Source organism: Williamsia sp. CHRR-6 (assembly GCF_018474015.1).
GTDB lineage: Bacteria > Actinomycetota > Actinomycetes > Mycobacteriales > Mycobacteriaceae > Williamsia_A.
In genome coordinates this window covers 392375-417524 of the sequence record NZ_JAHCSG010000005.1, presented here as the reverse complement: position 1 = coordinate 417524, position 25150 = coordinate 392375, and the positions used below count along the sequence as shown (strand labels likewise).

Here is a 25150-nt window from a genome sequence, read left to right as displayed (position 1 = left end):
TCGGTCACCCGCCCACGGTGAAAGGTTGCGCCACCGCAGCCGAATCTCTCAGGCGCCCATGCACGACGGGCAGGACAGAGGGGGAGGACTGACACCGCTCGGCGTGTTCGCCGAGCTCGGCGCAAAGGTTCTCTCGTGTCCCAAGCCGTTCACCCGCAACCCTCGCTGTCGTCCGCAGACGTGTTCGCCGACCGCCACGTCGGACCCGATCGCGAGGAACTGCAGCGCATCCTCGACCTCATCGGGGTGAGCGATCTCGAGGACCTGGCCTCCCGGGTGGTCCCGTCATCGATTGCCGACCCCGCCCACGACAACGGCCTGCAGTCGCTGCCGCCGGCCTCGTCCGAGGTGCAGGCGCTGGCCGAGCTCGCCGAGCTGGCGTCCCAGAACACCGTCGCCACGTCCATGATCGGGCTGGGTTATTACGGCACCCACACCCCGGCGGTGTTGCGGCGCAGCATCATCGAGAACCCGGCGTGGTACACCGCATACACGCCGTATCAGCCCGAGATCAGCCAGGGTCGCTTGGAGGCGTTGCTCAACTTCCAGACGATGGTGTCCGACCTCACCGGGATGGATGTCGCCAATGCCTCCATGCTCGACGAGTCGACCGCCGCCGCCGAGGCCATGACGCTGCTGCGACGGGCGACCAAGAACCGCTCACCGCGTTTCGTGGTGGACGCCGACGTGTTCCCCCAGACGATGGCCGTGATCGCCACGCGTGCAGAACCCCTGGGCATCGAGGTGGTCTGCGCAGACCTCACCGAGGGGCTGCCCGAGGGCGAGTTCTTCGGGGTCCTGATGCAGGTCCCGGGCGCTTCCGGCCGGGTGGTCGACATCGCTCCGATCGTCGCCGCCGCCCACGAGCGCGGTGCTCTGGTCGCAGTAGGAGCCGACCTGCTGGCGTTGACGGTGGTTGCCGCGCCCGGCGAGCAAGGCGCCGATGTGTGTTTCGGGACCACCCAGCGCTTCGGGGTCCCGATGGGTTTCGGTGGCCCGCACGCCGGCTATCTGTCGGTGCGCTCGGCCTACGCGCGATCGATGCCTGGGCGTCTGGTCGGGGTGTCCAAGGACGCTGATGACAACCTGGCCTACCGGCTCTCGCTGCAGACGCGCGAGCAACACATTCGGCGCGAGAAGGCCACCAGCAACATCTGCACGGCGCAAGTGCTGCTGGCCGTGCTGGCCGCGATGTATGCCAGCTACCACGGCCCGAACGGTCTGCGCGCGATAGCCGAACGCGTTCACGCGATGGCGATGATCTTGGCTGATCGTCTCGCCGCGGGGGGTCTACGCGTGGTGCATGCGAACGTCTTCGACACCATCCTCGTGCACGTTCCCGGTGGCGCGCAGGACGTCGTCGCCGCAGCCAAGCGGGACGCGAACATCAACCTGCGTCTCGTCGACGCCGACCACGTCGCTGTCGCCTGCGACGAGACCACCACAGTCGAGCACATCGCGGCGGTGGCGGCTGCGTTCGGACAGTCCTGTGACCGCGGCTGGGCCACGACGGTCCCAGCGGTCGCACCGGCACGGTCGTCGGAGTACCTCACCCATCCGGCGTTTGGCAGGTACCACACCGAGACCGCCATGCTGCGGTATCTGCGGCGGCTCTCGGACAAGGACATCGCGCTGGATCGAAGCATGATCCCCCTGGGCTCCTGCACGATGAAGCTCAACGCGGCGGCCGAGATGGAACCCATCACCTGGCCTGAGTTCGCCGGCTTGCACCCGTTCGCGCCCACCGTTGATGTGCGGGGGATGCGTACGCTGATCACCCGGCTCGAGACCTGGCTGGCCGACATCACCGGCTACGACCGAATCAGCCTGCAGCCCAACGCCGGATCGCAAGGCGAGTATGCGGGCCTCTTGGCGATTCGTGGGTACCACCTTGCACGCGGCGATGTTCGGCGCGATGTCTGCCTCATCCCCTCGAGTGCGCACGGAACCAACGCGGCGTCTGCGGTGATGGCCGGGATGCGGGTGGTGGTGGTCAACTGCCGCGCCAACGGTGACGTCGACACCGCAGACCTCAAGGAGAAGATCGCCACGCACGCCGAGGAGTTGGCGGCGATCATGATCACCTACCCCTCGACCCACGGGGTGTTCGAGCACGAGGTCCGAGAGATCTGCTCGGCTGTGCACGACGCGGGTGGCCAGGTGTACGTGGACGGGGCCAATCTCAACGCCCTTGTGGGAGTGGCCCGTCCGGGCCATTTCGGTGGCGACGTCAGTCACCTGAACCTGCACAAGACCTTCTGCATCCCGCACGGTGGCGGTGGCCCGGGAGTTGGCCCGATCGGTGTTCGAGAGCACCTCGCGCCGTTCCTGCCCGGGCATCCCCTCGCCTCGGACCTACCCGGCTCGGCCACCATCTCCGGTGCACCCTACGGGTCGGCCTCGATCCTGCCGATCACCTACGCCTACATCGTGATGATGGGCGCCGAGGGGCTGCGGCGCGCCACGCTGACTGCGATCGCGTCGGCAAACTACATCGCGCGCCGACTCGCCGATCACTTCCCGATCCTTTACACCGGCGACAGCGGGTGGGTGGCCCATGAATGCATCCTGGACCTGCGCCCGATCACCAAAGCGACCGGAGTGACCGTAGATGACGTGGCAAAACGGTTGGCCGACTTCGGTTTCCACGCGCCGACGATGAGCTTCCCGGTGTCGGGCACGCTGATGGTGGAGCCGACCGAGAGTGAGAACCTCGACGAGATCGACGCGTTCTGTGACGCGATGATCGCGATCCGAGGTGAGATCGACGCAGTGGCCGCCGGCGTCTGGCCGGTCGAGGACAACCCGCTGCGCGGGGCACCTCACACGGCGGAATGCCTGGTGGGCGAGTGGGATCATCCCTACACCCGAGAGCAGGCGGCCTACCCCAACGGCCGCCCGTCGGTCGGGGCGCGTGACAAGGTGTGGCCCTCGGTGCGTCGGATCGACGGTGTCTACGGCGACCGCAACCTGGTGTGCAGCTGCCCGCCGATCAGCGCGTTCAGCGAAGCCTGACTGCGTAGGTGATGCTCAGCGACGGGTCATGAGGTCGGTGATGGCGACCGACGCTGCCGGATCGGGCGCAGCCATGGGGTTGGCGGTGACCGGAAAGGAGACTGCGGTGTTCGCGGCCGGTAGCGCTGCGTTCCCCCGGAATCCGAGGCTGGTGATCCGACGCAGTTGTTCGGGTAGGCGGGTGAAGTCGAAGAACTTCGTCACCGCCTCGGCCTGCGCCGCGCTCACCTTGGGTCCGGTGAGATCGACAACCGGGTAGTCGGCCATCGGGGTGACCCCCGACGGGAGAAGTCCGACCACCTGAGGCGGGTTGGCGCCGCGGGTGGCCGCATAGAGTGCCTGCTCGGTCATGGGGATGGCCTGGATGTCAGCGCTTGCCGGTGAGGGTCCGGCGATGATCGGCAGAGCCCGTGCGGCGCTGCCGTCGGGGACCGGGACGGCCCGTTTACGCAGATCCTTGATAGTGGAGACCACCTGCGGCAGCGCGGTGTCGTCGGTGGTGAGACCGGCGGAATCGGTGTGGGTGATCTCGGTGGCCACCGCCTGCGCCGCCAACACCCCGGCATCGAGATCAGATCCGGTGGCGAACCCGATGCGCAACCTGCCCCAGCCCTCCAGGCCCAACTCGGCCAACCCGTCGTCGTTGCGCTGCAGGGGCAGCAACTGCAGCCACGACAGCTTTCCGCCGACGGTCGTGGCGAACTGCGGGGCCACGGCGAGCACCACCGGGGAGGTCACCAACGATCGGGGCGTCCCCTCGACCACCGATGACGCCGAGGCGAGCAGCTGGGCACTCCAGATAGACGACGCCGGTACCCAGGCTGCCGGATAGGGGCCCATCGATGCCGGGTCCCAGGTCCCGGTCAACCCGTCGAGTGTCACCTTGGGGTCACCGGCCTTGACCTGCACGGTGATGCACTTGTCGCGCACCACCGGCCGCGTCTTGCCGAACTCGGTGGCGATGGCCGCCAGTGGGGCGGCGAGGTCGGGATCGCTGATGACGGTCACCGTCTCGGGGCCCTCGGCGCAGGCGTTGGCTGCGGAGTCCCCGTCCTGGGTGAGCCGGTTGCCCAACACCACCCAGCCCACGACCAACGCCGCCACCACCGCGACGGCCAGTACGGTCAGGATCAGACCGCGGCTGACGCCACGGCGTCGGTCCACCTCGTTGCGGTGCTGTCCCACCTGCGCTCACCTCCACCGGTCGACATCTCCGACAGTGTAGAGGTGGCGCAGTGTGGGTCTGGTCACCTCGGGTGACCCCCCGGTGGGGGCTCGGCCGGATCGATCAGGCGTTGGCGGCCTTGAATTCCCGGCGGCGCCGATGCAGGATCGGCTCGGTGTAGCCGCTGGGCTGCGTGGTACCGGCGAGGATCAGTTCCTTCGCGGCCTGGAAGGCGATGCTGGCATCGAAGTCCGGCGCCATCGGTCGGTACGCCGGATCGCCGGCGTTCTGCCCGTCGACCACCACCGCCATCTGCTCGAGCGAAGCGACCACGTCGGCCTCGGAGACGATGCCGTGGCGGATCCAGTTGGCCAACAACTGGCTGGAGATGCGCAGGGTGGCGCGGTCTTCCATCAGCGCGACGTCGTGGATGTCGGGCACCTTGGAGCAGCCCACGCCCTGATCGATCCACCGCACCACATATCCCAGGATCGACTGGCAGTTGTTGTCGACCTCTTCCTTCTTCTCCGCATCCGACCACGACGGGTTCACCGCTACCGGGATCGTCAGGATGTCGTCGAGCGAGGCCGGGTCGCGCTTGGCGATCTCGTCCTGTCGCTCGAACACGTCGACCTGGTGGTAATGCAGAGCGTGCAGGGTGGCGGCGGTGGGAGAGGGCACCCAGGCGGTGTTGGCGCCGGCCTGGGGTTGGGCGATCTTCTGCTCCAACATGTCGGCCATCAGGTCGGGCATGGCCCACATGCCCTTGCCGATCTGCGCCTTGTGCTGCAGACCTGCGGCCAGACCGGTGTCGACGTTCCAGTTCTCGTACGCCTTGATCCACGTCTGGGCCTTCATCTCGCCCTTGCGGATGACCGGCCCCAGTTCCATCGACGTGTGGATCTCGTCGCCGGTGCGGTCGAGGAAGCCGGTGTTGATGAACACCACGCGTTGCGCGGCCGCCTTGATGCAGGCCTTGAGGTTCACGGTGGTGCGCCGCTCCTCGTCCATGATGCCCACCTTGATGGTGTTGGCGGGCAGGCCCAGGACCTGCTCCACCCGGCCGAACAACTCGACGGTGAACGCGACCTCGTCGGGTCCGTGCATCTTGGGCTTGACGATGTAGATCGACCCGGTTCGCGAGTTCTGCAGACCGTCGGTGGCGTTGAGGCCATGGATGCCGATCAACGATGTGAACAGCGCGTCGAGGATGCCCTCGGGCACCTCGTTGCCCTCGGCGTCGACGATCGCGTCGTTGGTCATCAGATGTCCGACGTTGCGGACGAACAGCAGTGACCGTCCCGGGAGGGTGAGGGTGGAGCCGTCAGGCGCGGTGTACTCGCGGTCGGCGTTGAGTACGCGGGTGAAGGTCGTGCCGCCTTTGGAGACCTCTTCGGAGAGATCACCCTTGTTCAGTCCCAACCAGTTGCGGTAGCCGAGCACCTTGTCCTCGGCGTCCACCGCGGCCACGGAGTCCTCGAAGTCCATGATCGTGGTGATCGCCGACTCGACGAGGACGTCCTTGATCCCGGCCGGATCGGTGGAACCGATCGGTGAGCTGGGGTCGATCTGCACTTCGAGGTGAAGTCCGTTGTGCCGGAACAGCACACCGGTGGGCGACGCCGCATCACCGGTGTAGCCGACGAAGGCGTCGGGATCGGCCGGTGCGGTGGTGGAATCACCGGTGAGGGTGACCACGAGTGCGCCGTCGACGACCGACAGGCCGGTCACCGAGGTCCACGACCCGCCCTCGAGGGGGACCGCACCGTCGAGAGCGTTCTTGGCGTAGGCGATCACCTTGTCGCCGCGCACCGGGTTGTAGGCCGAACCCTTCTCGGCACCGTCGGCCTCGGAGATGGCGTCGGTGCCGTACAGCGCATCGTAGAGCGAACCCCAGCGCGCGTTGGCGGCGTTGATCGCGAACCGCGCGTTGAGCAGCGGCACCACCAGCTGGGGTCCGGCGGTGTCGGTGATCTCGCGGTCCACGTTCTCGGTGGTGACCGAGAAGTCCTCGGGAACCGGTACCAGGTACCCGATCTCGGTCAGGAACTCCTTGTAGGTGGCGGGGTCGTAGCTGTAGCTGCGGTGCCACTCGTCGATCTTGTGCTGGATCGACTCCCGGATCTCGAGGAGCTCCCTGTTGCGGGGAGTCAGGTCGGTGATGACCTGGGCGGCCCCGTTCCAGAATGCGTCGCGATCCACACCGGTCCCGGGCAGTGCCTCGGAGTTGATGAAGTCGTAGAGGACGGAGGCGATCTGCACCCCGCCGACCGTGACGCGTTCGGACATGTTGGCCTGCCTTCTGTTGTGGATCGGTCGATCTCGTCGCCTAGATGCTACTCAACGGTAGGTAGCCGACGTCAGGGGAGGTTTTCGGCCCGGATGGTCCTCAGCAGCGACTCACACGCCTGCATCAGATCGGCCCGCACGGCTGCGGCCCGACGGGTCGTCTCCACCTGCAGCCGTACGTATTCCGCGCGTCCGGCCGCGGTTTCGATGGTGATCGGGCTCAGTCCGAGGTCCTCGAAGTCGTAGGGGCTCGCCCGCATGTCCAGCTCGCGCAGATCGAATGCGACGGTCAGCGCGTCGACCACGAGATCCGAACAGATCAGCGGGCTGAGTTTGTGGGCCCACTTGTAGAGATCCATCCCCGCGTGCAGGCAGCCGGGTTGTTCGCTGGCGGGCTGGGTGTCGCGGGTGAGCACAGCCGCGTTACGCGGCACGGCGTCGGCGGTGAAGAACCGAAATGCATCGAAATGGGTGCAGCGCAACCCTATCGACTCCACCGCCGCGTCGGTGTCGGTCGGCGACAGCCGCAACGGGGCGCGGTGGCGCAGCGTCTCGGCGGGCGCGCGGTAGACCATCGCCCATTCGTGGGCGCCGAAACAGTTCAGGCGGGCTGGGCGCCGCGACGTCGAATGCAGCAGATCAGCCACGAACGCAACGGTTCTCGCCCGCGTCGCGAGGTGGGCGCGCGACACGGTGACCGCCACCCCGCCATTGCTCGGCTCGTAGTGGGGGTAGTGGGTGTGGGCGGCGGGTGTCGCGATGGCGATGCCGTGGCCCGGATGCCAGCGGCGCAGTTGCGAAGGCTTGTGGCTGTAGTAGCGGAACAGGAACTGCCACACCGGATGTGGCTCGCCGGCGGGCGTGGTCTGCGGATGTTGCCCCAGCAGTTCGGCCACTCTCGCGACATGGGCGTCGGTGCGCTGTGACACCTCCCGAGCCGACAGGGTGGTGACGAGCATCAGATCCGGTGGGTCTCGTCGCGCACGGTACCCACGAACTCCTCCACCAGGTCTTCCAACGTCACGATGCCCACCGTCGCACCGACCTCGTCGACCACAACACCCAGGTGCGCGCTCATGCGGCGCAGCGTCGAGGTGGCCTGTTCGAGGGTGGCGGTGGCAGGCACCGCAGGCAGCGGACGGATCGTCTCGGCTCCGATCACCGACCCGGGCCCGACGTTCTCGTCGAGGATCTCCTCCAGCACGTCTTTGAGGTGCAGGTACCCCACGAAGGTCCCGTCGTCGCGGCGCACGGGGAACCGGGAGAAGCCGGTTTCCGACACCGCCTTCTCGACAGAACCGAGGGTGGGTCCTGACCGGCCGGTCCGTTCGTCGAGGGTGACCGCGACGCTGCGCAGGCTGGTCAGGCCGATGGTCACCTCGGCGACCGTTCGATCAGCCATCGACAGTGCCCGGCTGAGCCGGTCGTGTTCCTCGGCATCGATCAGGCCCTCCTGGCGGGACTGACCGATCATCTCGGCCAGCTCACCCACCGACACGGTGGCGTCGAGTTCGTCCTTGGGCTCCACCCGCATGAGTCGCAGCACCAGGTTGGCCACCAGGTTGTAGAAGGAGATGAGCGGTCGGACCAGCTTGATGAAGGCCAGGTGCGCGGGGACCAACAGCATCGCCGCCCGTTCGGGTCCGGCGAGTGCGATGTTCTTGGGCACCATCTCGCCCACCAAGATGTGCAGGATCACCACCAGCCCCAGCGCGAGAGCGAACGCGATCGGGTGCAGCAACGCGCTCGGCAGTCCTGCCGACTCCAGCGGACTCTCGATCAGGTGCGCGATCGCCGGTTCGCCCACTCGGCCCAGCAGGATCGAACAGATCGTGATGCCAAGCTGGGCCGCGGCGAGCATCAGGGAGAGCTCCTGCGCCGCCGCCATGACCGTTCGCGCCCGCTTCTTGCCCTGCTGCACCAGCGCCTCGAGCCGGTCCCGTCGCGCCGAGATCAGTGAGAACTCCGCGGCCACGAAGAATGCGTTGGCGGCCAACAACACCACCGTCAAGACGACACCGAACGCATCGCTCATCGGGTCACCCGCCCGCGGGGACCGTCGGAATCGTCGGTGATCGGGCTCAGCATGATGGTCTCGATCCGTCGTCCTTCCAAGGCCACGACCCGCGCTCGCCACCGCGGCGCCGGACGCATCGGCTCGCCGTCGTTGTCACCGTCGTCGGCGCGCTCGGGCAGATCGACCTCGTCGCCCGCGACGGCCAGCCGACCCAGGATGAACACGACCAGCCCGGCGAGTGTGTCGTACTCGCCCTCGGGCGGGCGGTATCCGACCGCTTCGGGCAATTCGTCGATGCGCAACAGACCCGAGCAGCGGAACCCGGTGCCGTCGGGGGCCACGTCGGCCTCCTCGTCGTCGTGCTCATCGGTCACGTCGCCGACGATCTCCTCGATGAGGTCCTCGGTGGTGACGATGCCCGCGGTACCGCCGTACTCGTCGACCACCACTGCCACCTGCATGCCGTCGGCGCGGATGCGCGTCATCACCGCGTCCCCGTCGAGGCTGGCGGGCACGATCGGGACCGGACGGGCGATCGCCCCCAACCGAGTCGAGTCCCGACTGGCCACCGGAACGGTGAAGGCCTGCTTGACGTGTACGAATCCCACGATGTTGTCGAGGTCGCCATCGACCACGATCGGGAAACGGGAGAAGCCCGACTCAGCGGAGGCGATGATCAGATCACGTACGGAGGCGTCCTCGTCGAGCGCATCGACGGTGACCCGTGGGGTCATCAACTCCTCGGCGGTACGTTCGCCGAACTGCAGAGATCGACCCACGATCAGCGCGGTGTCCTTGTCCAGCGCACCTTCGCGCGCTGAGTTGCGCACCAGCGACACCAGTTCCTGCGGCGACCGCGCCGACCGTAGTTCCTCGGCGGGTTCCACCCCCAGGCGCCGCACGATGAGATTGGCCAACCCGTTGAGACCACGGATCACGCCGCCGAAAACCGTGGAGAAGACGATCATCGGCCCCGAGGTGGCGCGCGCTGTCGACAGTGGCCGTGAGATGGCGTAGTTCTTCGGGACCAGCTCACCCAACACCATCGACAACGACGTCGCGATGACCAGGGCCAGAGCGGTCGAGAGCACGGCGGATACGTCCGCAGGCACGCTGACTGCGTCGAAGGCCGGTGAGAACAGTTGCGCCAGAACAGGTTCGGCAATGTAGCCGGTGATCAGCGTGGTGATGGTGATGCCCAGTTGCGCACCTGAGAGCTGGAACGAGAGGGTGCGGTGGGCCTGGGCGACGAGCCGTGACCGACGGTCCCCGCGGTGGCGCAGGTCGGCCTCGACCGTGGAGCGTTCCAGCGCGGTGAGCGAGAACTCCGAAGCCACGAACAGCGCGGTGCCCAGTGTGAGGGCCACGAAACCGAGCAGGCTGGCGACCAGAGTCACTACTTGCATGTCAGCGTGGCCTTGCCGTCCGACGTCGTCGGGTCACCGGAGCCGCAGGTGGGGTGGCGGTGGCCGCGCGCACCAAGATGTCCTCCAGGAGCGCCGGGGAGACTCCGATCGCCCGGGCGCCGAACGGGACGATCCAATCGCGTCAGTCTATCGGGAGACGCAGGTCACCACCCGGTCGGCAGGGGGCGGCCCTCGGCGAACCCGGCCGCCGACTGCACGCCGAGTACCACCCGCTCATGCAGCGCGTCCAGGGTGGCCGCCCCCACGTACGTCGCGGTACTGCGTACCCCCGAGCAGATGTGGTCGATGAGGTCCTCCACACCGGGCCGATCCGGGTCGAGCATGATCCGGGACGTGGAGATGCCCTCCTCGAAGAGCGCCTTACGTGCGCGGTCGAAGGCACTGTCGCCTGCGGTCCGCGCGGCGACCGCCCGCTTGGAGGCCATCCCGAAGCTCTCTTTGTAGGCGCGGCCTGATCGGTCGAAATGCAGGTCGCCGGGCGATTCGTGGGTTCCGGCGAACCATGAGCCGATCATCACGTTGGATGCCCCGGCGGCTACCGCCAGGGCGACGTCACGGGGGTGGCGCACGCCACCATCGGCCCACACGTGGGCCCCACGAGACCGGGCCACAGCGGCACATTCGGCCACCGCCGAGAGCTGCGGACGACCAACGCCGGTCATCATCCGCGTCGTACACATCGCGCCTGGACCCACTCCCACCTTCACGATGTCGGCGCCGGCGTCGAGCAGATCAGTGGTCCCAGCAGCCGACACGACGTTTCCGGCGACGAGGGGAACGCCCACTTCGGCGCGGGCGATGGCGGCGACCGCATCGAGCATCTTTTCCTGATGTCCGTGCGCGGTGTCGACCACCAGCAGGTCTGCACCCGACTGCACCAACGCGCGGGCTTTGCCCACCACGTCCCCGTTGATGCCGACTGCGGCGGCCACCCGCAGCCGACCCGAGGCGTCGACGTTGGGCCGATAGATCTCGGCGCGTAGTGCGCCGTTACGGGTCAGCACCCCGACGATCGTCCCGTCTGGACCGGTGAGGACCGCCACCCCGAGATGATGTTCGGTGATGGCGTCGAACACCGCGCGCGGATCGGTGTGCACTGGCAGCACCACCATGCTGCGGTCCGCCACATCCGACAGCCGGGTGAAGCGATCGACGCCGTGGCAGGCCGCCTCGGTCACGATTCCCACCGCGTTCCCGTCGCTGGGGTCGACCACGACCACCGCACCATGCGCGCGCTTGGGCAGCAACGCGATCGCGTCGGACACCGAGTCGCCGGGACCCAGCGTCACCGGAGTGTCGGCCACGAGGTGTCGGCTCTTGACGAATGCGATCTGCTCGGCCGCCGCCGCTGCGGGCAGATCCTGGGGGAGTACCACCACCCCGCCGCGTCGAGCCACCGTCTCGGCCATCCGGCGCCCGGCCACCGCGGTCATGTTGGCCACCACGATGGGAATTGTCGTGCCCGAGCCGTCGCCGGTGGTCAAGTCGACGTCGAAGCGCGACACGACGTCACTGCGATTGGGGACAATGAACACGTCGTCGTAGGTGAGGTCGGCGGTGAGAATGTGACCCGGCAGGAATCGCATGGCGGTCTCGTCTCAGCTTTGGACTTCTGAACGGTCCTCGCTCCACAGCGTGTGGAACACGCCCTCTTTGTCCACCCGTCGATAGGTGTGGGCGCCGAAAAAGTCGCGCTGACCCTGGATCAAGGCCGCCGGTAGCCGGTGGGCGCGCAGCCCGTCGTAGTAGGACAGCGATGACGCGAAGGCGGGAACCGGGATCCCGAGTTGCGTGGCCGTCACGACCACCCGACGCCAGCTGTCGACGGCGTTCTCGATCGCCGTCCGGAAGTACGGTGCCAGCAACAGGCTGGGCAGATCGGGGTTTTCGTCGTAGGCCTCGCGGATGCGGTTGAGGAACTTGGCCCGTATGATGCACCCGCCCCGCCAGATGGTGGCCATCGCGCCCGGGTGCAGGTTCCAGTCGTATTCCTTGCTGCCTGCGGCGATCTGGTCGAAACCTTGGGCGTAGGCGACCACCTTGGACGCATACAGCGCCGAACGGATGTCTTCGACGAAGGTGTCGACGTCGGTGGGCGCAGGGCCCAGGGTGCCTGAGGCGAGTTCGCGGGCCGCTGCGCGTTGGTCCAGGGCGCTGGACAGCGCGCGGGCGAACACGGCCTCTCCGATGCCGGTGGTCGGGACCCCGAGATCGAGGGCGGACTTCACCGTCCACCGCCCGGTGCCCTTCTGGCCGGCGGCGTCGACGATGAGGTCGACGAGCGGGGTGCCGGTCTCGGAGTCGTTCTGCGACAACACTTCCGCGGTGATCTCGACCAGATAACTCTCCAGGTCGCCGGAGTTCCACTCGCGGAACACCTCCGCGATCCGGGCCACCGGCAGATCCAGCGCGCGGCGCAGCAGGTCGTAGGCCTCGCCGATGAGCTGCATGTCTGCGTATTCGATGCCGTTGTGCACCATCTTCACGAAGTGGCCTGAGCCGTCGGGTCCGATGTGGGTGCAGCACGGCTCGCCGTCGACGTGGGCGGAGATCGACTCGAGCAGCGGTCCTAGCGATGCGTAGGACTCGGCCGGTCCGCCCGGCATGATCGCGGGCCCGTTGAGCGCGCCCTCTTCACCGCCGGAGATGCCGGCGCCGACGAAGTTCAGGCCGCGGTCACTCATGGCCTTCTCGCGGCGAATCGTGTCGGTGTAGAGCGAGTTGCCGCCGTCGATGATGATGTCGCCGGGCTCCATCGCATCGGCGAGCTCGGAGATGACGGCGTCGGTCGCATCACCGGCCTTCACCATGATCAGCACCCGGCGCGGCTTCTGCAGCGCAGCGACGAACTCCTCGATCGTCTCGGTGCGCACGAAGTCGCCCTCACCGCCGTGCTTGTCGATGAGGGCGTCGGTGCGAGCGACAGTGCGATTGTGCAGCGCGACGGTGTGTCCATGGCGGGCGAAGTTGCGTGCGATGTTGGATCCCATGACGGCCAGACCGGTGACACCGATCTGAGCGCGAGCAGTGGTCGACGTAGCGGCGTCGGAGGCAGATTGGTTCATGGCAACCACCCTATTGCCCGTCGCCGGGCTCTGGGGTGGCGGTCAGTACTGTCCTCGATCCGACTCAGCCCGCAGTGATCAGCCGGTGCAACTCGGTGAGCCACGGGACAGCAACGGCCATGGTCGGAAACACCAGGATCCCCGCAGCGGTGAGGTAGGCCAGCGCCGACACGACAGGACCGTGCCGGTCATGCGCGAGGCGTCGGACGCGGACGAGCGTCGTTGGACCGCCCACCGCGAGCGCCCCACGTGGTGCCGTGGAATCGGCGCACGCCACTAGGGCACGGCCCAATGGGGTCGGGCCGGTTGCGCGCACCGCGTGGTCGTCAGCCAACAGCTCGACCAGAAGGCGCACCGCGTCCAGCGCCGAGCCGCTGCGGATGAAACGGGGGAAGGACTCGTGCACCGCTATGAAGGCCTCGAGAACCAGGTCGTGGCGAGCACGTAGGTGTGCGCGCTCGTGGGCGATCACCGCCTCGAGCTCGTCGTGCGAGAGCCGCGCGACAGCGCCGGCACTGAGCACCACGCGTCGGCGCAGACCGGGAAGGCAGTAGGCCATCGGCTCGTCGACTTCCAACATCCGTACATCGCGGGCCAGGAGTTGACGATCGCAGCCGGAGCGGTCGAACCGGTCGAGGAGATCGATCAGGTGGCGATGTGCGGCGCGCCGCGCGCGGGTCTTCACCGCGACCCGTACGACGGTGTACATCAGCCGCGCCCCGATGACGAGGGTGAGGACGAAGACCGCGACGTACACCGTCCACAGCACGACACCGAGCGAGCGGATCTCGTCGAACGGGTTGGTGGTGGGTCGTCCGTCGGGGCCGGGGACCAGGAGGTTGGCCGCGATGGCGAGTCCGCAGCTGAACGCCGACAGGACTGCAGCCAGCGCGACCGACTGCCACAGTGCCATCGCCGCACGCGGCGCCCGCAACGGCCACTGCGCGCGCGAGAGCCACGCGGGAGCGGGTCCCGCGAGGATCAGGGCGAAAGCCCCGAATGCCACAGCGGTCATCGATGTGTCCTCGTCGTGGGGTCAGGTCCACGGTTGGGGTCCGAAAGGGTGGGGTCCAATAAGGTCTGGGTGGGCTGGGGATGGGTGGGCTGGGGGATGGGCGGGGAGTCTGGGTAGCGGGCGCGGGGTGAGCCGAGGTCAGTGATCGCCGACCGAGCGCGCCGCCTCCAACTCGTCGAGGGCCTGACGCAACGCGTTGGCCTCGTCTGCCCCGACTCGACCGACGAAGGACACCAGTGCGGCGTGCCGCGATGTGGTTTCGTCGGCCTCGCGCAGCGCGTCGACCATCAGGCCGGCCACCATGTCCTCTCGACGTCGCGTCGGGGTGTACTGGTGAGCCCGGTCGTCGCGGATCTGCGACACCAGCTTTTTCTTCGCCAGCCGCTGCAGGACCGTCATCACGGTGGTGTACGCGAGTTCGCGGTCACGCGATATGGCCTCGTGGACCTGCCGTACGGTCTGCGGCGAGTCCGACGCCCACAGGTTGTCCATGACTGCACGTTCCAGATCACCCAAACCACTCAACATCCTTCTGATCCTACTGTGCGCTGTTCGGTCGCAGGGATCGGTGATCACCGTCGTTGCTGGTCATTCGGTTCGCGATCGTTGAACGGTCGGAGACCACGCTGCCTTGCCTTCTTAGTTAGCTTAGCCTAAGCTGGTATCAGCGTCGGATCGAGCGAGTGTCCTGAGGGCTGCAGCGACCCCCGATCCACGTCACGGCAGGTCCCACGCCAACCCCCGGCGTGGGACCTGCTGCTGTGTCGTGCCCGTGCTCCTGGCCTCGGATGTCCTCGCGCGCATGGCGGCGGTGGCGTGGCTTATCGTCAGCTGACGGCTACGAAAGGTGCGATGACATGGTCGACCAGGCACAGATGATCGCCGAGATGGGAACCGGGCTGGACACCGCGCTCGGTTTCGAATACGACGTGATCAGCGGTGACGGATCGTCGGCGTCGTTCGAGGTGGGTCCGCAGCACCTCCAGCCCTTCGGCATCGTGCACGGTGGTACGTACTGCGCCCTCGTCGAATCGCTGGCCAGCGTCTCGGCGGCCATGTGGCTGCGCGAACGTGGCGTGACCGGCAACGTGGTCGGGGTCAACAACTCCACCGACTTCCTGCGGGCGGTTCGTTCCGGACGCATCACCGGCACGGCCACCCCCATCCATCGCGGACGGCTGCAGCAACTCTGGCAGGTCGACATGACCGACGCCGAGGGTCGCGTGGTGGCACAGGGCCGCGTGCGGCTGCAGAACCTCGACGCACGCACGTCCTGAGCGCCTCGTGGCCGGCAACCGTGACGACCTGACTGGGGACGACCTGACTCGGGACGACCTGACTGGGGACGAAATGATTCGGGACGACCTGACCCGCGAGCGCACGGGTGCGGACGGGATGTCGAAACGACCGTCAGGTGTGCGGTTCGCCGCCGCCGCCGATCGTCGGCTCGACGCCATTCTCGCCGAGACCGATGCGGCCTTGACCGCGCAGTACCCCGACCGCAGCCGTGGGGTCCAACCCCTGCACACCGTCTACGTATCCGCCGACGTCGTGCACGAGGGAACTGTCGGCGAATGGTCGCAGCGTGCAATCGAGATCGCCACGGGAGCAATGGATGTGCTGGTCGAGATGGCCCCGGTCGGGGCTGTTCGATCCGTCCTGGCGCAGTTGGAGACCGCGCCTATCGTCGACCTGCGCGTGGATCTCGAGGACGGCTACGGCAGCCGTTCCGACGAGGTGGAGGACGCGCACGCTCGCGCTGCCGGTGCGGTGTTGGCAGCGTGGGCGCAGCAGCGGGCCGCGGGGGAGCCCGGCCTGTATCCGACCATCGCGGCCGGGGTGCGATGCAAAGGTCTCGGACCGGTCGAACGCCGTCGCGGCCTGCGATCGCTGGAGGCGGTGCTCGACGGGGCCGGTGGGGTGCCAGAAGGTTTTGTCTTCACGGTGCCCAAGCTGCGGGCCGTCGGACAGGTGGACGCAGTCCTCGCGCTGTGTGAGGAGATCGAACGCGCGCACGGGCTGAGCGCAGGCGTGTTGCGGTTCGAGTTGCAGATCGAATCACCGCAAGCCGTGGTCGGCGCCGACGGTACGGCCACCGTGGCGGCCGCCATTCACCGGTCCGGTCCGCGTCTGACTGGATTGCACTACGGCACTTACGATTACAGCGCAGCATGTGGGGTTGTCGCAGCCCAACAGTCGTTGGAACACCCGTTGGCAGATCATGCAAAGGCCGTGATGGTCACCTCGGCTGCGCAGACCGGGGTGTGGGTGAGCGACGGTTCCACGCAAGTGGTGCCGGTCGGCGACGCCGAGCAGATCGCCACGGCCCTACGTCGGCATCACCGGCTGGTGCGACGGTCGCTGGACTTCGGTGTCTATCAGGGATGGGACATGCATCCCGGGCATCTGATCACCCGATGGTTGGCCACCCAGAGCTTCTTCGCCGACGCCATGCCCGCGGCCGCCACCCGGTTGCAGCGCTACCTCGCCGCCGAGGGTGGCGAGTCCGGTGGCGTGATCGACGAGCCCGCCACCGCGCGGGCCCTGGCCGCCGTCCTCGTACGCGGCTGGGCGGTGAACGCATTCGACGAGCAGGCCGTCGCCACGCACGGCGATGCGCTCACCCCGGCCCATGTCGCGGCACTGGCGTCGGGTTCACCCACGCCCTGAGTAACCGCGCCGAGGCGCGTGCACCGTGGCACTATGAGAGCGCGTCCGCCCGGCATCCGATGGCGGACGGCCAGATTCACGGCGGCGTCGGTACAGGAGGCAGCAGGTGCGACTCTCCACCCATGAGCAGGAACGGCTGATGATCTCGTACGCAGCCGAACTGGCTCGCCGTCGGCAGGACCGCGGACTGCTGCTCAACCATCCCGAGGCGGTTGCTCTGATCACCGACCACGTCCTCGAGGGCGCGCGGGACGGACGGTCGGTGGCCGAGCTGATGGCCAGTGGCCGTGAGGTTCTCACGCGCGAGCAGGTCATGGAGGGCGTCGGCGAGATGATCCACGACGTACAGGTCGAGGCCACGTTTCCCGACGGCACCAAATTGGTCACCGTGCACGAGCCGATCGCATGACCGCGCGCATGGTGCCCGGTGAAGTGCTCTGTGCCCCAGGCGAGGTGGAGATCAACGCCGGCGCCCCCCGCACCACCGTCGAGGTGGTCAACACCGGCGACCGACCGATCCAGGTGGGAAGTCACTTCCACTTCGCGCAGGCCAACGCCGGCCTGGCCTTCGCCCGCGAGCAGGCGCACGGACAACGGCTCGACATCCCGGCCGGGACCGCGGTGCGCTTCGAGCCGGGAATCAGCATGACCGTCGATCTGGTGCCCATCGCAGGCGCCCGCATCGTGCCCGGTTTGTCGCTGACCCCGCCCGGAACGTTGGACTGACATGGCCATTCTGGGCAGACAGCGCTACGCAGAGCTCTACGGTCCGACCGCTGGGGATCGAATTCGACTGGCCGACACCGATCTCCTCATCGAGATCACCGAAGATCGTTGCGGTGGACCCGGCCTCGCGGGCGAGGAGGCCGTGTTCGGTGGGGGCAAGGTGATCCGAGAGTCGATGGGCCAGTCTCGGGCCACCCGTGCCGACGGTGCACCCGACACCGTCATCACCGGAGCCGTGGTGCTCGATCATTGGGGGATCATCAAGGCCGACATCGGAATTCGTGACGGACGCATTGTGGCTCTGGGCAAGGCCGGCAACCCGGACACCATGAACGGGGTGCACCCGGGCCTGGTCATCGGTCCCTCCACCGAGATCATCTCCGGAAACGGCAAGATCGTCACCGCCGGCGGTATCGACTGTCATGTGCATTTCATCTGCCCGCAGATCATGGACGAAGCGCTGGGCAATGGGATCACCACCCTCATCGGTGGGGGGACCGGTCCGGCGGAGGGCAGCAAGGCGACCACCGTCACCCCCGGGGCGTGGCATCTTGCCTCGATGATCGCCGCCACCGACCACTGGCCGCTGAACATCGCGCTGCTCGGCAAGGGCAACACCGTCGGTGCCGAGTCGATGCGTGAGCAGGTGTTGGCCGGCGCGTCGGGGTTCAAGGTGCACGAGGACTGGGGCAGCACACCGGCCGCGATCGATGCCTGCCTGCGGATCGCCGACGAGTTCGGGCTCCAGGTGGCTCTGCACTCCGACACCCTCAATGAGGCCGGATTCGTCGAACAGACCCTCGGTGCCATCGCCGGGCGCGGGATCCACGCGTATCACACCGAAGGTGCCGGCGGCGGTCACGCACCCGACATCATCACCGTCGCAAGCCATCCCAACATTCTCCCCAGCTCCACCAACCCCACCCGCCCGCACACGGTGAACACCCTCGACGAACATCTCGACATGCTGATGGTGTGCCACCATCTCAACCCGAGCGTGCCCGAGGACCTCGCGTTCGCCGAGAGTCGAATCCGCGGGACGACCATCGCGGCTGAGGATCTGTTGCACGACCTCGGCGCCATCTCGATGATCGGGTCCGATGCGCAGGCGATGGGCCGGATCGGTGAGGTGGTGTTACGCACCTGGCAGACCGCCCACGTCATGAAGAGCCGCCGCGGATCGTTGTCGGGCGACGCCGCTGCAGACAACAATCGGGCACGGCGCTACGTGGCCAAGTACACGATCTGTCCGGCCGTGGCCCACGGTCTCGACGACGAGATCGGATCGGTGGAACCGGGCAAACTCGCCGACCTCGTGATGTGGGATCCCGCGTTCTTCGGAGTGCGACCCGATGTGGTGGTCAAGGGTGGGGCCATCGCCTGGGCGGCGATGGGGGATGCCAACGCCTCGATCCCCACCCCGCAGCCGGTGTTGCCGCGCCCGATGTTCGGTGCTGCAGCACCGGTGGCCGCCGACACCTCTCTCACCTTCGTCGCGCCTGCCGCCCTCGAGGCCGGACTGATGCAACGGCTGGGCGTACGGCGTCGGCTGGCACCGGTGAAAGACGTTCGTGCCGTGGGCAAGACCGACATGCCCGGCAACGACGCGATGCCCGAGATCGTGGTCGACCCCGACACGTTCACCGTGCGCATCGACGGCGAGATCTTCGACGAACAGCCCGCCACAGTGCTGCCGATGGCGCAGCGGTACTTCCTGTTCTGACATGGGCGACCACGCGGGGTTGACAGGTACGGGCCATGCGGTCGCCCTGATGTTGACGTTGGCCGACTCTCGTCTACCGATCGGAGGCCACGTGCACTCCGGCGGCATCGAGCAGGCCATCGCCGATCGGATGGTGACCGACGCGGCGAGTCTGCGTGATTTCGTCCATCGTCGTCTCCACTCCAGTGCGCTCGTGGGGGCGTCGGTGGCGGCGTCGGTGGCCGATGGGGTCCTCGACGAGACGCGAGCGCAGGTGGAGGTCGATGCCCGCACCCCGTCGGCGGCCGCACGGGCGGCTTCTCTCGCGCAGGGACGCGGTCTGCTCCGCCTGGCCCGACGTCGTTGGCCCGCAGCCGATTACACCGCTCACGTCCCACGTTCACACCTGCCGGTGATCACCGGTACGGTCGGCCGGATGAGTGGACTCGACGGTCACCAGAGCGCCCTGGTCTTCACCTACACCGCGATGACCGGGATGGCGACGGCCGGACAGCGGCTCTTGGCTCTCGACCCCGCCGAGGTCGCGATAGTCACCCTCGATCTCGCGCCGCTGTGCGCCGAGGTGGCAGCGCGCGCGGCGCGCGACGGACTCGCCGATCTGTCCGATCCGCTGTTCGACGTCCTCGCCGAACGTCACCAGATCCGCGACATGCCGCTGTTCGCGTCGTGACGTCCACAGCACCACCACCGAGTGCACAACATCTGAACTCTACCGACCAGCATCCACCCCACGAGAGAAGGACAGACCGATGCCCCCGCATCTGATCGACGGAGCACCGCACCACCATCACCACGATCGACCGCGGCGGGAGCGATCGGCCGGGGAGGCGTTGCGGATCGGCATCGGCGGCCCGGTCGGATCAGGCAAGACCGCGTTGGTCGCCGCACTGTGTCGTCAACTGCGCCAGGAACTCTCGGTCGCGGTGTTGACCAACGACATCTACACCACCGAGGACGCCGACTTCCTGCGACGCAATGCAGTGCTGCCCGACGAGCGCATCACCGCCGTGCAGACCGGCGGCTGCCCCCACACCGCGATCCGTGACGACATCACCGCCAACCTCGACGCCATCGACGACCTCGTCGCCGCGAACCCGCCGCTGGATCTCATCCTGGTCGAGTCCGGCGGCGACAACCTCACGGCGACGTTCTCCACCGGCCTCATCGACGTCCAGATCTTCGTCATCGACGTGGCCGGCGGCGACAAGGTGCCTCGCAAGGGTGGGCCGGGCGTCACATTCTCCGACCTGTTGGTGATCAACAAGACCGATCTCGCGCCGCTCGTCGGTGCCGATCTGGCCGTGATGTCGGGTGACGCCGCGCGGGTGCGCGAAGGGCGGCCGACTGCGCTCATCTCCCTCACCGACGACCCCGCCGCCACCGACGTCGTGTGGTGGGTCCGTGAGCAGCTGGCAGCCGAGGTCGGCGTCAGCCACTGATGCAGACCACCATCGAGATCGTCGCTGCGATCGAACGGTCGCCGAGGATCCTCGCCGGCGGTGGATTGGCGGTGCGTCGAACGGGACGTGATGCGCTGCACCTGATCTCGACGGCGGCGACCCCGCTGGGCGGCGACACGATCGACATCCGGGTGATCGTGGAGCCTGGTGCCACGCTCTGGCTCGGCTCGGTAGCGGCGACCCTGGCGTTGCCGTCGCTCGCCGATCGGGTCTCGCGGGTGCGGTGGCATCTGGAGATCGGCGATGGGGGCAGACTCACCGTCTCCCCGCTGCCGACGGTGGTGGCCGCCGACGCACGTCACCTCACCGAGATGACGGTGGCTGCCGCACCCACCGCAGTCGTGCATCTCGACGAGGCCGTGCAGATCGGGCGGCATGGCGAGACCGCAGGAACCTGGTGTGGCGCTGTGGCCGTCACCGTCGGAAGCCGTCCGGTACTGGCCCATCGGGTGGACTTGGACAACAGACGTCGGGGCCTGGTCAGTCGATTCCGCTACCCCGACGACCGACCCGGTGTGGTGTCCACGACGCATCTCGCGGTGCGTATGGCGTTGGCCGGCGACGCGAGTCTGACGACCGCACTGGCTGATTCGGTGTCGGCGGCGAGTACAGCCGCCGACTCGCTGATCGATGGGTGACGATTCGGCACCCAGGGTGCGACCGCTGAGATGGCTGCCACCTCCGTGCCGGAGATGCTGCGACCGGGACTACTCGGCGGCAGCTTTCTGCGCTGGAGCCGCGGCGACGGCGGCGGACGCGGGGGCGGCCACAGGTTCGGGGGCGGTGGGTTCGGAGGTGGCGTCGGGGATCGTGGCCTGCCTGCCGAAGTTCCTCATCGCGGTGCGCGCGTAGACCTGCTGCTCGGTGACCGTCAGCTGGCCCCGACCGCGCGTGGTGAACGACACCAGCCAGTCCAGGATGGTCGACAACCGATTGCGGAATCCGACGATGTAGACCAGGTGCAGGGCCAGCCAGCCCACCCACGCGAAGAAGCCCTCGGTCTCGAATCGCTTGTTGGTGAACGGGATCGGAACGCTCATGACCGCGCTGAACCGGGCGACGGTGGCCATCGAGCCCTTGTCCTTGTACTTGAACGGCGAGCGATCCTCCGGCTTCTGCCCAGCCAGTGAAGCGGTGATCGCGTCGGCCGCGTACCGTCCGCCCTGGATGGCGCCCTGTGCCATACCGGGGACGTTCTCCACCGACATCATGTCGCCGACCACGAACACGTTGGGGTGGCCGGGAAGCGCCAGGTCGGGCCCCACTTTGACGCGTCCGGCGCGGTCGAGTTCCACCCCGCTCTGCTCGGCGAGCTGTCTACCCAGGGGGCTGGCGGCCACACCGGCCGACCAGACCTTGCACTGCGACTCGATACGGCGCGTGGTCCCGTCCTTCTCCTTGACGGTGAGGCTGTCGTAGTCCAGGTCGACGACCATCGCGTTCAGCTGGATCTCCACGCCCAGCTTCTCCAGCCGTTGCGCGGCCTTGACGCCCAGTTTGGGTCCCATCGGTGGCAGAACCGCGGGCGCAGCGTCGAGCAAGATCACCCGGGCGCTGGTGGGATCGATGTTGCGGAAGGTGTCCTTGAGCGTCTTGTCCGACATCTCGGCGATCTGTCCCGCCAACTCCACCCCGGTCGGACCGGCCCCGATGACCACGAAGGTCAGCAGTCGTTCCCGTTCGACCGGGTCGTTGGACAACTCGGCCTGCTCGAACGCGCCGAGCACTCGTCCGCGCAGTTCCAGCGCGTCGTCGATGGTCTTCATACCCGGGGCGAACTCAGCGAAGTGGTCGTTGCCGAAGTACGACTGATCGGCACCGGCGGCCACGATAAGACTGTCGAACGGTGTCTCGGTGATCCGGGTGAGCAGCCGCGAGACCACCACCTTGCGCTCGAGATCGATGGTCTGCACGTCGCCGAGCAGCACGCGAGCGTTTTTCTGACGTCGCAGGATCATCCGGGTGGTCGGGGCGATCTCACCTTCGGACACGATGCCGGTGGCCACCTGATACAGCATGGGCTGGAAGAGATGGTGTGTGGTGCGCGCGATCAAGGTGACGTCGACATCGGATTTGCGCAGACGCTGGGTGCTGAACAGCCCACCGAACCCCGATCCGATCACCACGACACGATGGGGGGCCTGTCCACCTGACGTGGGGCTCATGGGCATCTCCTGTTCGTTCTTGAAAGCGCGGTCTCCAGTGCGGTGTTCTGGAGCCACGGCGTCTGGGATAACCGTAGTCAATGAACGACCCCGGTGATGCCCCGAAACCCCATGGATTCGTGCGGCACCTGCATCCAGGCAGATCAGGCGATCAGGTTGCTCAGGTGGCGCACCGAACCAGCCCAGGGGAACTCCTCGGCGGTCCACTGGGTGCGCAGGATCTCGTACTCGACCTCGCCGCGTTCGTGACCGTCGATGCCCGGGTCGGCCGCCAGATGAAGAGCGGCCAGTCGCATCCCGGATTTCTCCATCACGCGGCGTGAGGCGGTGTTCACCGCCATCGTGCCCGCGAAGACCCGCTCGGCACGGCCGTGATCGAAGGCGGTCGCGACCAGCGCACGCGAGCCCTCGGTGGCAAATCCACGCCCCCACACCGCCTGCCGCAGCCGGTAGGTGAGTTCGAGTTCATGCTGCGGGCTGTGGCGCGGTGCGCGCAGGCTGAACCAGCCCAAGAAAGCGCGCTGGGCCGGGTCGATCGCCACCCACATCCCGTCCCCGCGATGCGCTGACATCGCGGTGATGGCCCGTGGGATGACCCAGTCGGAGATGATGTGTGCCGGGGTGGGGCGGCCACCAGAGACATAGCGCATGACCGACGGGTCGCTGTCGAGATCGATCAGCGCGCGAGCATCTGCGGCCATGATCGGCCGCAACACCAGGTGCGGTGTCTCGATGATCATGCGATGCCACCCTCACAGCTCGTGGTCGTCCACCCCGGATCACGGCACCGCGAGAGGGTACCGATCAGTGCACCGATGATACGGCGCGCATCGGGGCGCCGGAGTGTTCGTGGCGTTCGTGTCTTCGTCGCCTGCGTTCGCGGCCTCCCGTCGAACCGGAACGCTCAGCGGTATCGGCCGAACTGGTGTCGCAGGGTGTCTTCGAGTGCAGGAGTCCGGAACGGGTGCCCGATCGCGGTCAGGGCGGCAGGCACGACTCGTTGATCGGCCAGCGCCAGCGCTCGAGATCCCTCCGGTTTGAGCAGCAGACCCGGTGCGAACTCAGGGACCGGCAGAACCGTCGGACGCGACAGCACGCGGCCCAGGGTCGAGGTCCACTCGGCGTTGCGTACCGGTCGCGGCGCCACTGCGTTCACCGGTCCCACCAGACGCTTGTCGAGCGCGGCCCGATAGAAGATGTCGGCGATGTCATCGCCGCCGACCCACGCCAGCCACTGACGACCGTTGCCGATGCGCCCGCCGAGGCCGAGGAAGAACAGCGGGTAGAGCGCCTTGAGCATGCCGCCGGAGCTGGACTGAACCACGCCGGTGCGGATGTTGACCACCCGTATCCCGGCCTCGGCGGCGGGCGTGCACGCCGACTCCCAGTCCTTGACGATGTCGGCGATGGCACCTGAGCCGGCCACGGCGTCTTCGGTGAGTTCTTCGTCCCCGCGGGAGTCCCCGTAGAACCCGATCGCCGAGGCGCATACGAACACCGATGGTCCCCGTTGATCGCGGGCGGCGGCTGCGGCCACCTCGGCGAGCGCACGAGAGGGTTCCACCCGACTGTGACGGACCGCCGCCACGTGGCGATCGGTGAACCGGCCTGCGATGCTCGCCCCGGCGAGGTGGATCAGCACATCGAGACCGTCGAGCAGGTCGGCCGCCGGTGCGGCCGGATCCCATCGGCGCTCGTCAGGCCCGGTCGGTGCGTGCCGGACCAGCGAGATCACTCGGTGACCTCCGGTGGTGGCCAGGGCCGAGAGCGACGTCCCGATGGTCCCCGACACTCCGGTCATCCCGATCGTCAGCGGTGTCGGCTGCAGGGCGCGCGCCCACTTCTGGGTCTCGATGTCAGCGGCGAGCTGTCGGTGTCGGTAGTCGAACATCGAGGCCAGTGCCCGCGCTGGAACCGGCGTGCGCACGGTGTCGGTGATGCGGGTGTGGCCAGAATCCACGGCGTCGAAACGGTGCGTGTGGGTCCATGGGGTGACGAACCGCAGTGGCGCCGAGGTCAGCTTGTCCACGAACTGATTGGGCGGGGAGTAGCCGTCGCGTTGATGGGAGGCCACCCAGGGGATCAAGCCGCCGACGGCGAGGACGGCCTGACCGTCGGCCAGCGAGTCGGTCTCCGATCGCAACTTCATCGGCGCGAAACCCGGCGTCAGGCGGTGGAAGGCCCCCGGACGCTCGTGCCAGCGGAAGACTTCGTCGATCGAGTCGGCGACCACCGACGTGCGCGTGATTCCCATGCCCTCCACAGTAGGCGGCCCGCTCGGTGGGTCGGTGGCGCGCAGGGTGCGCCACTACGCAGACCGCGCCCGAGCGCCGTCGGCCACTGACTGCCGTGACGTCGACCTGCCCATCTGAGGGCCGCAACGCTCCGAACAGTAGGTGGTAGCTGATCAGAC

The 25150-nt window shown here is 67.6% G+C and carries 21 protein-coding genes; 9 read left to right on the top strand and 12 right to left on the bottom strand.

From position 1 onward, the window contains the following. Window positions 1-135: 135 nt before the first annotated feature. Window positions 136-3015, top strand: a complete 2880-nt coding sequence (gcvP, locus tag KIK15_RS15700) for an aminomethyl-transferring glycine dehydrogenase (protein ID WP_214245617.1) — start codon at window positions 136-138, stop codon at window positions 3013-3015. A 15-nt stretch (window positions 3016-3030) separates the two neighbouring features. Here the strand turns inward: gcvP and KIK15_RS15695 are convergent, their stop codons facing one another. From KIK15_RS15695 to KIK15_RS15655, 9 genes are all read right to left on the bottom strand, one after another. Then, complete coding sequence (locus tag KIK15_RS15695; protein ID WP_214245616.1) at window positions 3031-4200, bottom strand: substrate-binding domain-containing protein; 1170 nt, start codon at window positions 4198-4200, stop codon at window positions 3031-3033. A gap of 103 nt (window positions 4201-4303) precedes the next feature. Next, window positions 4304-6469: a malate synthase G gene (locus KIK15_RS15690; RefSeq protein ID WP_214245615.1), complete on the bottom strand. Its 2166-nt coding sequence runs from the start codon at window positions 6467-6469 to the stop codon at window positions 4304-4306. 71 nt (window positions 6470-6540) lie between these two features. Continuing rightward, window positions 6541-7428 (bottom strand): 3-methyladenine DNA glycosylase, encoded by an 888-nt coding sequence (locus KIK15_RS15685; RefSeq protein WP_214245614.1) that lies wholly within the window; start codon window positions 7426-7428, stop codon window positions 6541-6543. Further along, the gene (locus KIK15_RS15680; protein ID WP_214245613.1) at window positions 7428-8504 is read right to left on the bottom strand and encodes a hemolysin family protein; all 1077 of its coding nucleotides are present in this window, start codon (window positions 8502-8504) and stop codon (window positions 7428-7430) included. Before KIK15_RS15680 ends, KIK15_RS15685 begins: the two co-directional genes overlap by 1 nt. Further along, entirely contained in the window at window positions 8501-9892 is a 1392-nt protein-coding gene (locus tag KIK15_RS15675) for a hemolysin family protein (protein WP_214245612.1), read from the bottom strand. Before KIK15_RS15675 ends, KIK15_RS15680 begins: the two co-directional genes overlap by 4 nt. Window positions 9893-10056: 164 nt before the next feature. Next, window positions 10057-11499, bottom strand: coding sequence for a GuaB1 family IMP dehydrogenase-related protein (locus KIK15_RS15670; protein WP_214245611.1), 1443 nt, complete (start codon window positions 11497-11499; stop codon window positions 10057-10059). A gap of 12 nt (window positions 11500-11511) precedes the next feature. Continuing rightward, window positions 11512-12978 (bottom strand): NADP-dependent phosphogluconate dehydrogenase, encoded by a 1467-nt coding sequence (gndA, locus tag KIK15_RS15665; RefSeq protein WP_214245610.1) that lies wholly within the window; start codon window positions 12976-12978, stop codon window positions 11512-11514. Between the two features lie 64 nt (window positions 12979-13042). After that, complete coding sequence (locus tag KIK15_RS15660; RefSeq protein ID WP_214245609.1) at window positions 13043-13993, bottom strand: M56 family metallopeptidase; 951 nt, start codon at window positions 13991-13993, stop codon at window positions 13043-13045. 138 nt (window positions 13994-14131) lie between these two features. Next, window positions 14132-14521 carry a BlaI/MecI/CopY family transcriptional regulator gene (locus KIK15_RS15655; protein ID WP_214245608.1) on the bottom strand — a complete coding sequence of 130 codons (390 nt, stop codon included), beginning with the start codon at window positions 14519-14521 and terminating at the stop codon, window positions 14132-14134. A 329-nt stretch (window positions 14522-14850) separates the two neighbouring features. Here KIK15_RS15655 and KIK15_RS15650 point away from each other — a divergent pair, with 329 nt between their 5' ends. The 8 genes from KIK15_RS15650 to KIK15_RS15615 all read left to right on the top strand — a co-directional run bounded on the left by KIK15_RS15650 (window position 14851) and on the right by KIK15_RS15615 (window position 21210). After that, entirely contained in the window at window positions 14851-15270 is a 420-nt protein-coding gene (locus KIK15_RS15650; protein ID WP_214245607.1) for a PaaI family thioesterase, read from the top strand. A gap of 118 nt (window positions 15271-15388) precedes the next feature. Further along, complete coding sequence (locus KIK15_RS15645) at window positions 15389-16663, top strand: aldolase/citrate lyase family protein (RefSeq protein ID WP_214245606.1); 1275 nt, start codon at window positions 15389-15391, stop codon at window positions 16661-16663. A gap of 106 nt (window positions 16664-16769) precedes the next feature. Beyond that, the gene (locus KIK15_RS15640) at window positions 16770-17072 is read left to right on the top strand and encodes an urease subunit gamma (protein ID WP_214245605.1); all 303 of its coding nucleotides are present in this window, start codon (window positions 16770-16772) and stop codon (window positions 17070-17072) included. A gap of 8 nt (window positions 17073-17080) precedes the next feature. Further along, window positions 17081-17389 carry an urease subunit beta gene (locus KIK15_RS15635; RefSeq protein ID WP_214245693.1) on the top strand — a complete coding sequence of 103 codons (309 nt, stop codon included), beginning with the start codon at window positions 17081-17083 and terminating at the stop codon, window positions 17387-17389. A 1-nt stretch (window position 17390) separates the two neighbouring features. Beyond that, window positions 17391-19112, top strand: a complete 1722-nt coding sequence (locus KIK15_RS15630; RefSeq protein ID WP_214245604.1) for an urease subunit alpha — start codon at window positions 17391-17393, stop codon at window positions 19110-19112. A 1-nt stretch (window position 19113) separates the two neighbouring features. Continuing rightward, window positions 19114-19782, top strand: coding sequence for an urease accessory protein UreF (locus KIK15_RS15625; RefSeq protein ID WP_250324697.1), 669 nt, complete (start codon window positions 19114-19116; stop codon window positions 19780-19782). 79 nt (window positions 19783-19861) lie between these two features. Next, window positions 19862-20551, top strand: a complete 690-nt coding sequence (gene ureG, locus KIK15_RS15620) for an urease accessory protein UreG (protein ID WP_214245603.1) — start codon at window positions 19862-19864, stop codon at window positions 20549-20551. Then, window positions 20551-21210 carry an urease accessory protein UreD gene (locus KIK15_RS15615; RefSeq protein ID WP_214245602.1) on the top strand — a complete coding sequence of 220 codons (660 nt, stop codon included), beginning with the start codon at window positions 20551-20553 and terminating at the stop codon, window positions 21208-21210. Before ureG ends, KIK15_RS15615 begins: the two co-directional genes overlap by 1 nt. 69 nt (window positions 21211-21279) lie before the next feature. Here the strand turns inward: KIK15_RS15615 and KIK15_RS15610 are convergent, their stop codons facing one another. The 3 genes from KIK15_RS15610 to KIK15_RS15600 all read right to left on the bottom strand — a co-directional run bounded on the left by KIK15_RS15610 (window position 21280) and on the right by KIK15_RS15600 (window position 24991). Further along, window positions 21280-22737 carry an NAD(P)/FAD-dependent oxidoreductase gene (locus KIK15_RS15610; RefSeq protein ID WP_214245601.1) on the bottom strand — a complete coding sequence of 486 codons (1458 nt, stop codon included), beginning with the start codon at window positions 22735-22737 and terminating at the stop codon, window positions 21280-21282. A 143-nt stretch (window positions 22738-22880) separates the two neighbouring features. After that, window positions 22881-23477, bottom strand: coding sequence for a GNAT family N-acetyltransferase (locus KIK15_RS15605; RefSeq protein WP_214245600.1), 597 nt, complete (start codon window positions 23475-23477; stop codon window positions 22881-22883). A gap of 164 nt (window positions 23478-23641) precedes the next feature. Beyond that, entirely contained in the window at window positions 23642-24991 is a 1350-nt protein-coding gene (locus tag KIK15_RS15600; RefSeq protein WP_214245599.1) for a TIGR01777 family oxidoreductase, read from the bottom strand. Between the last annotated feature and the right edge of the window lie 159 nt (window positions 24992-25150).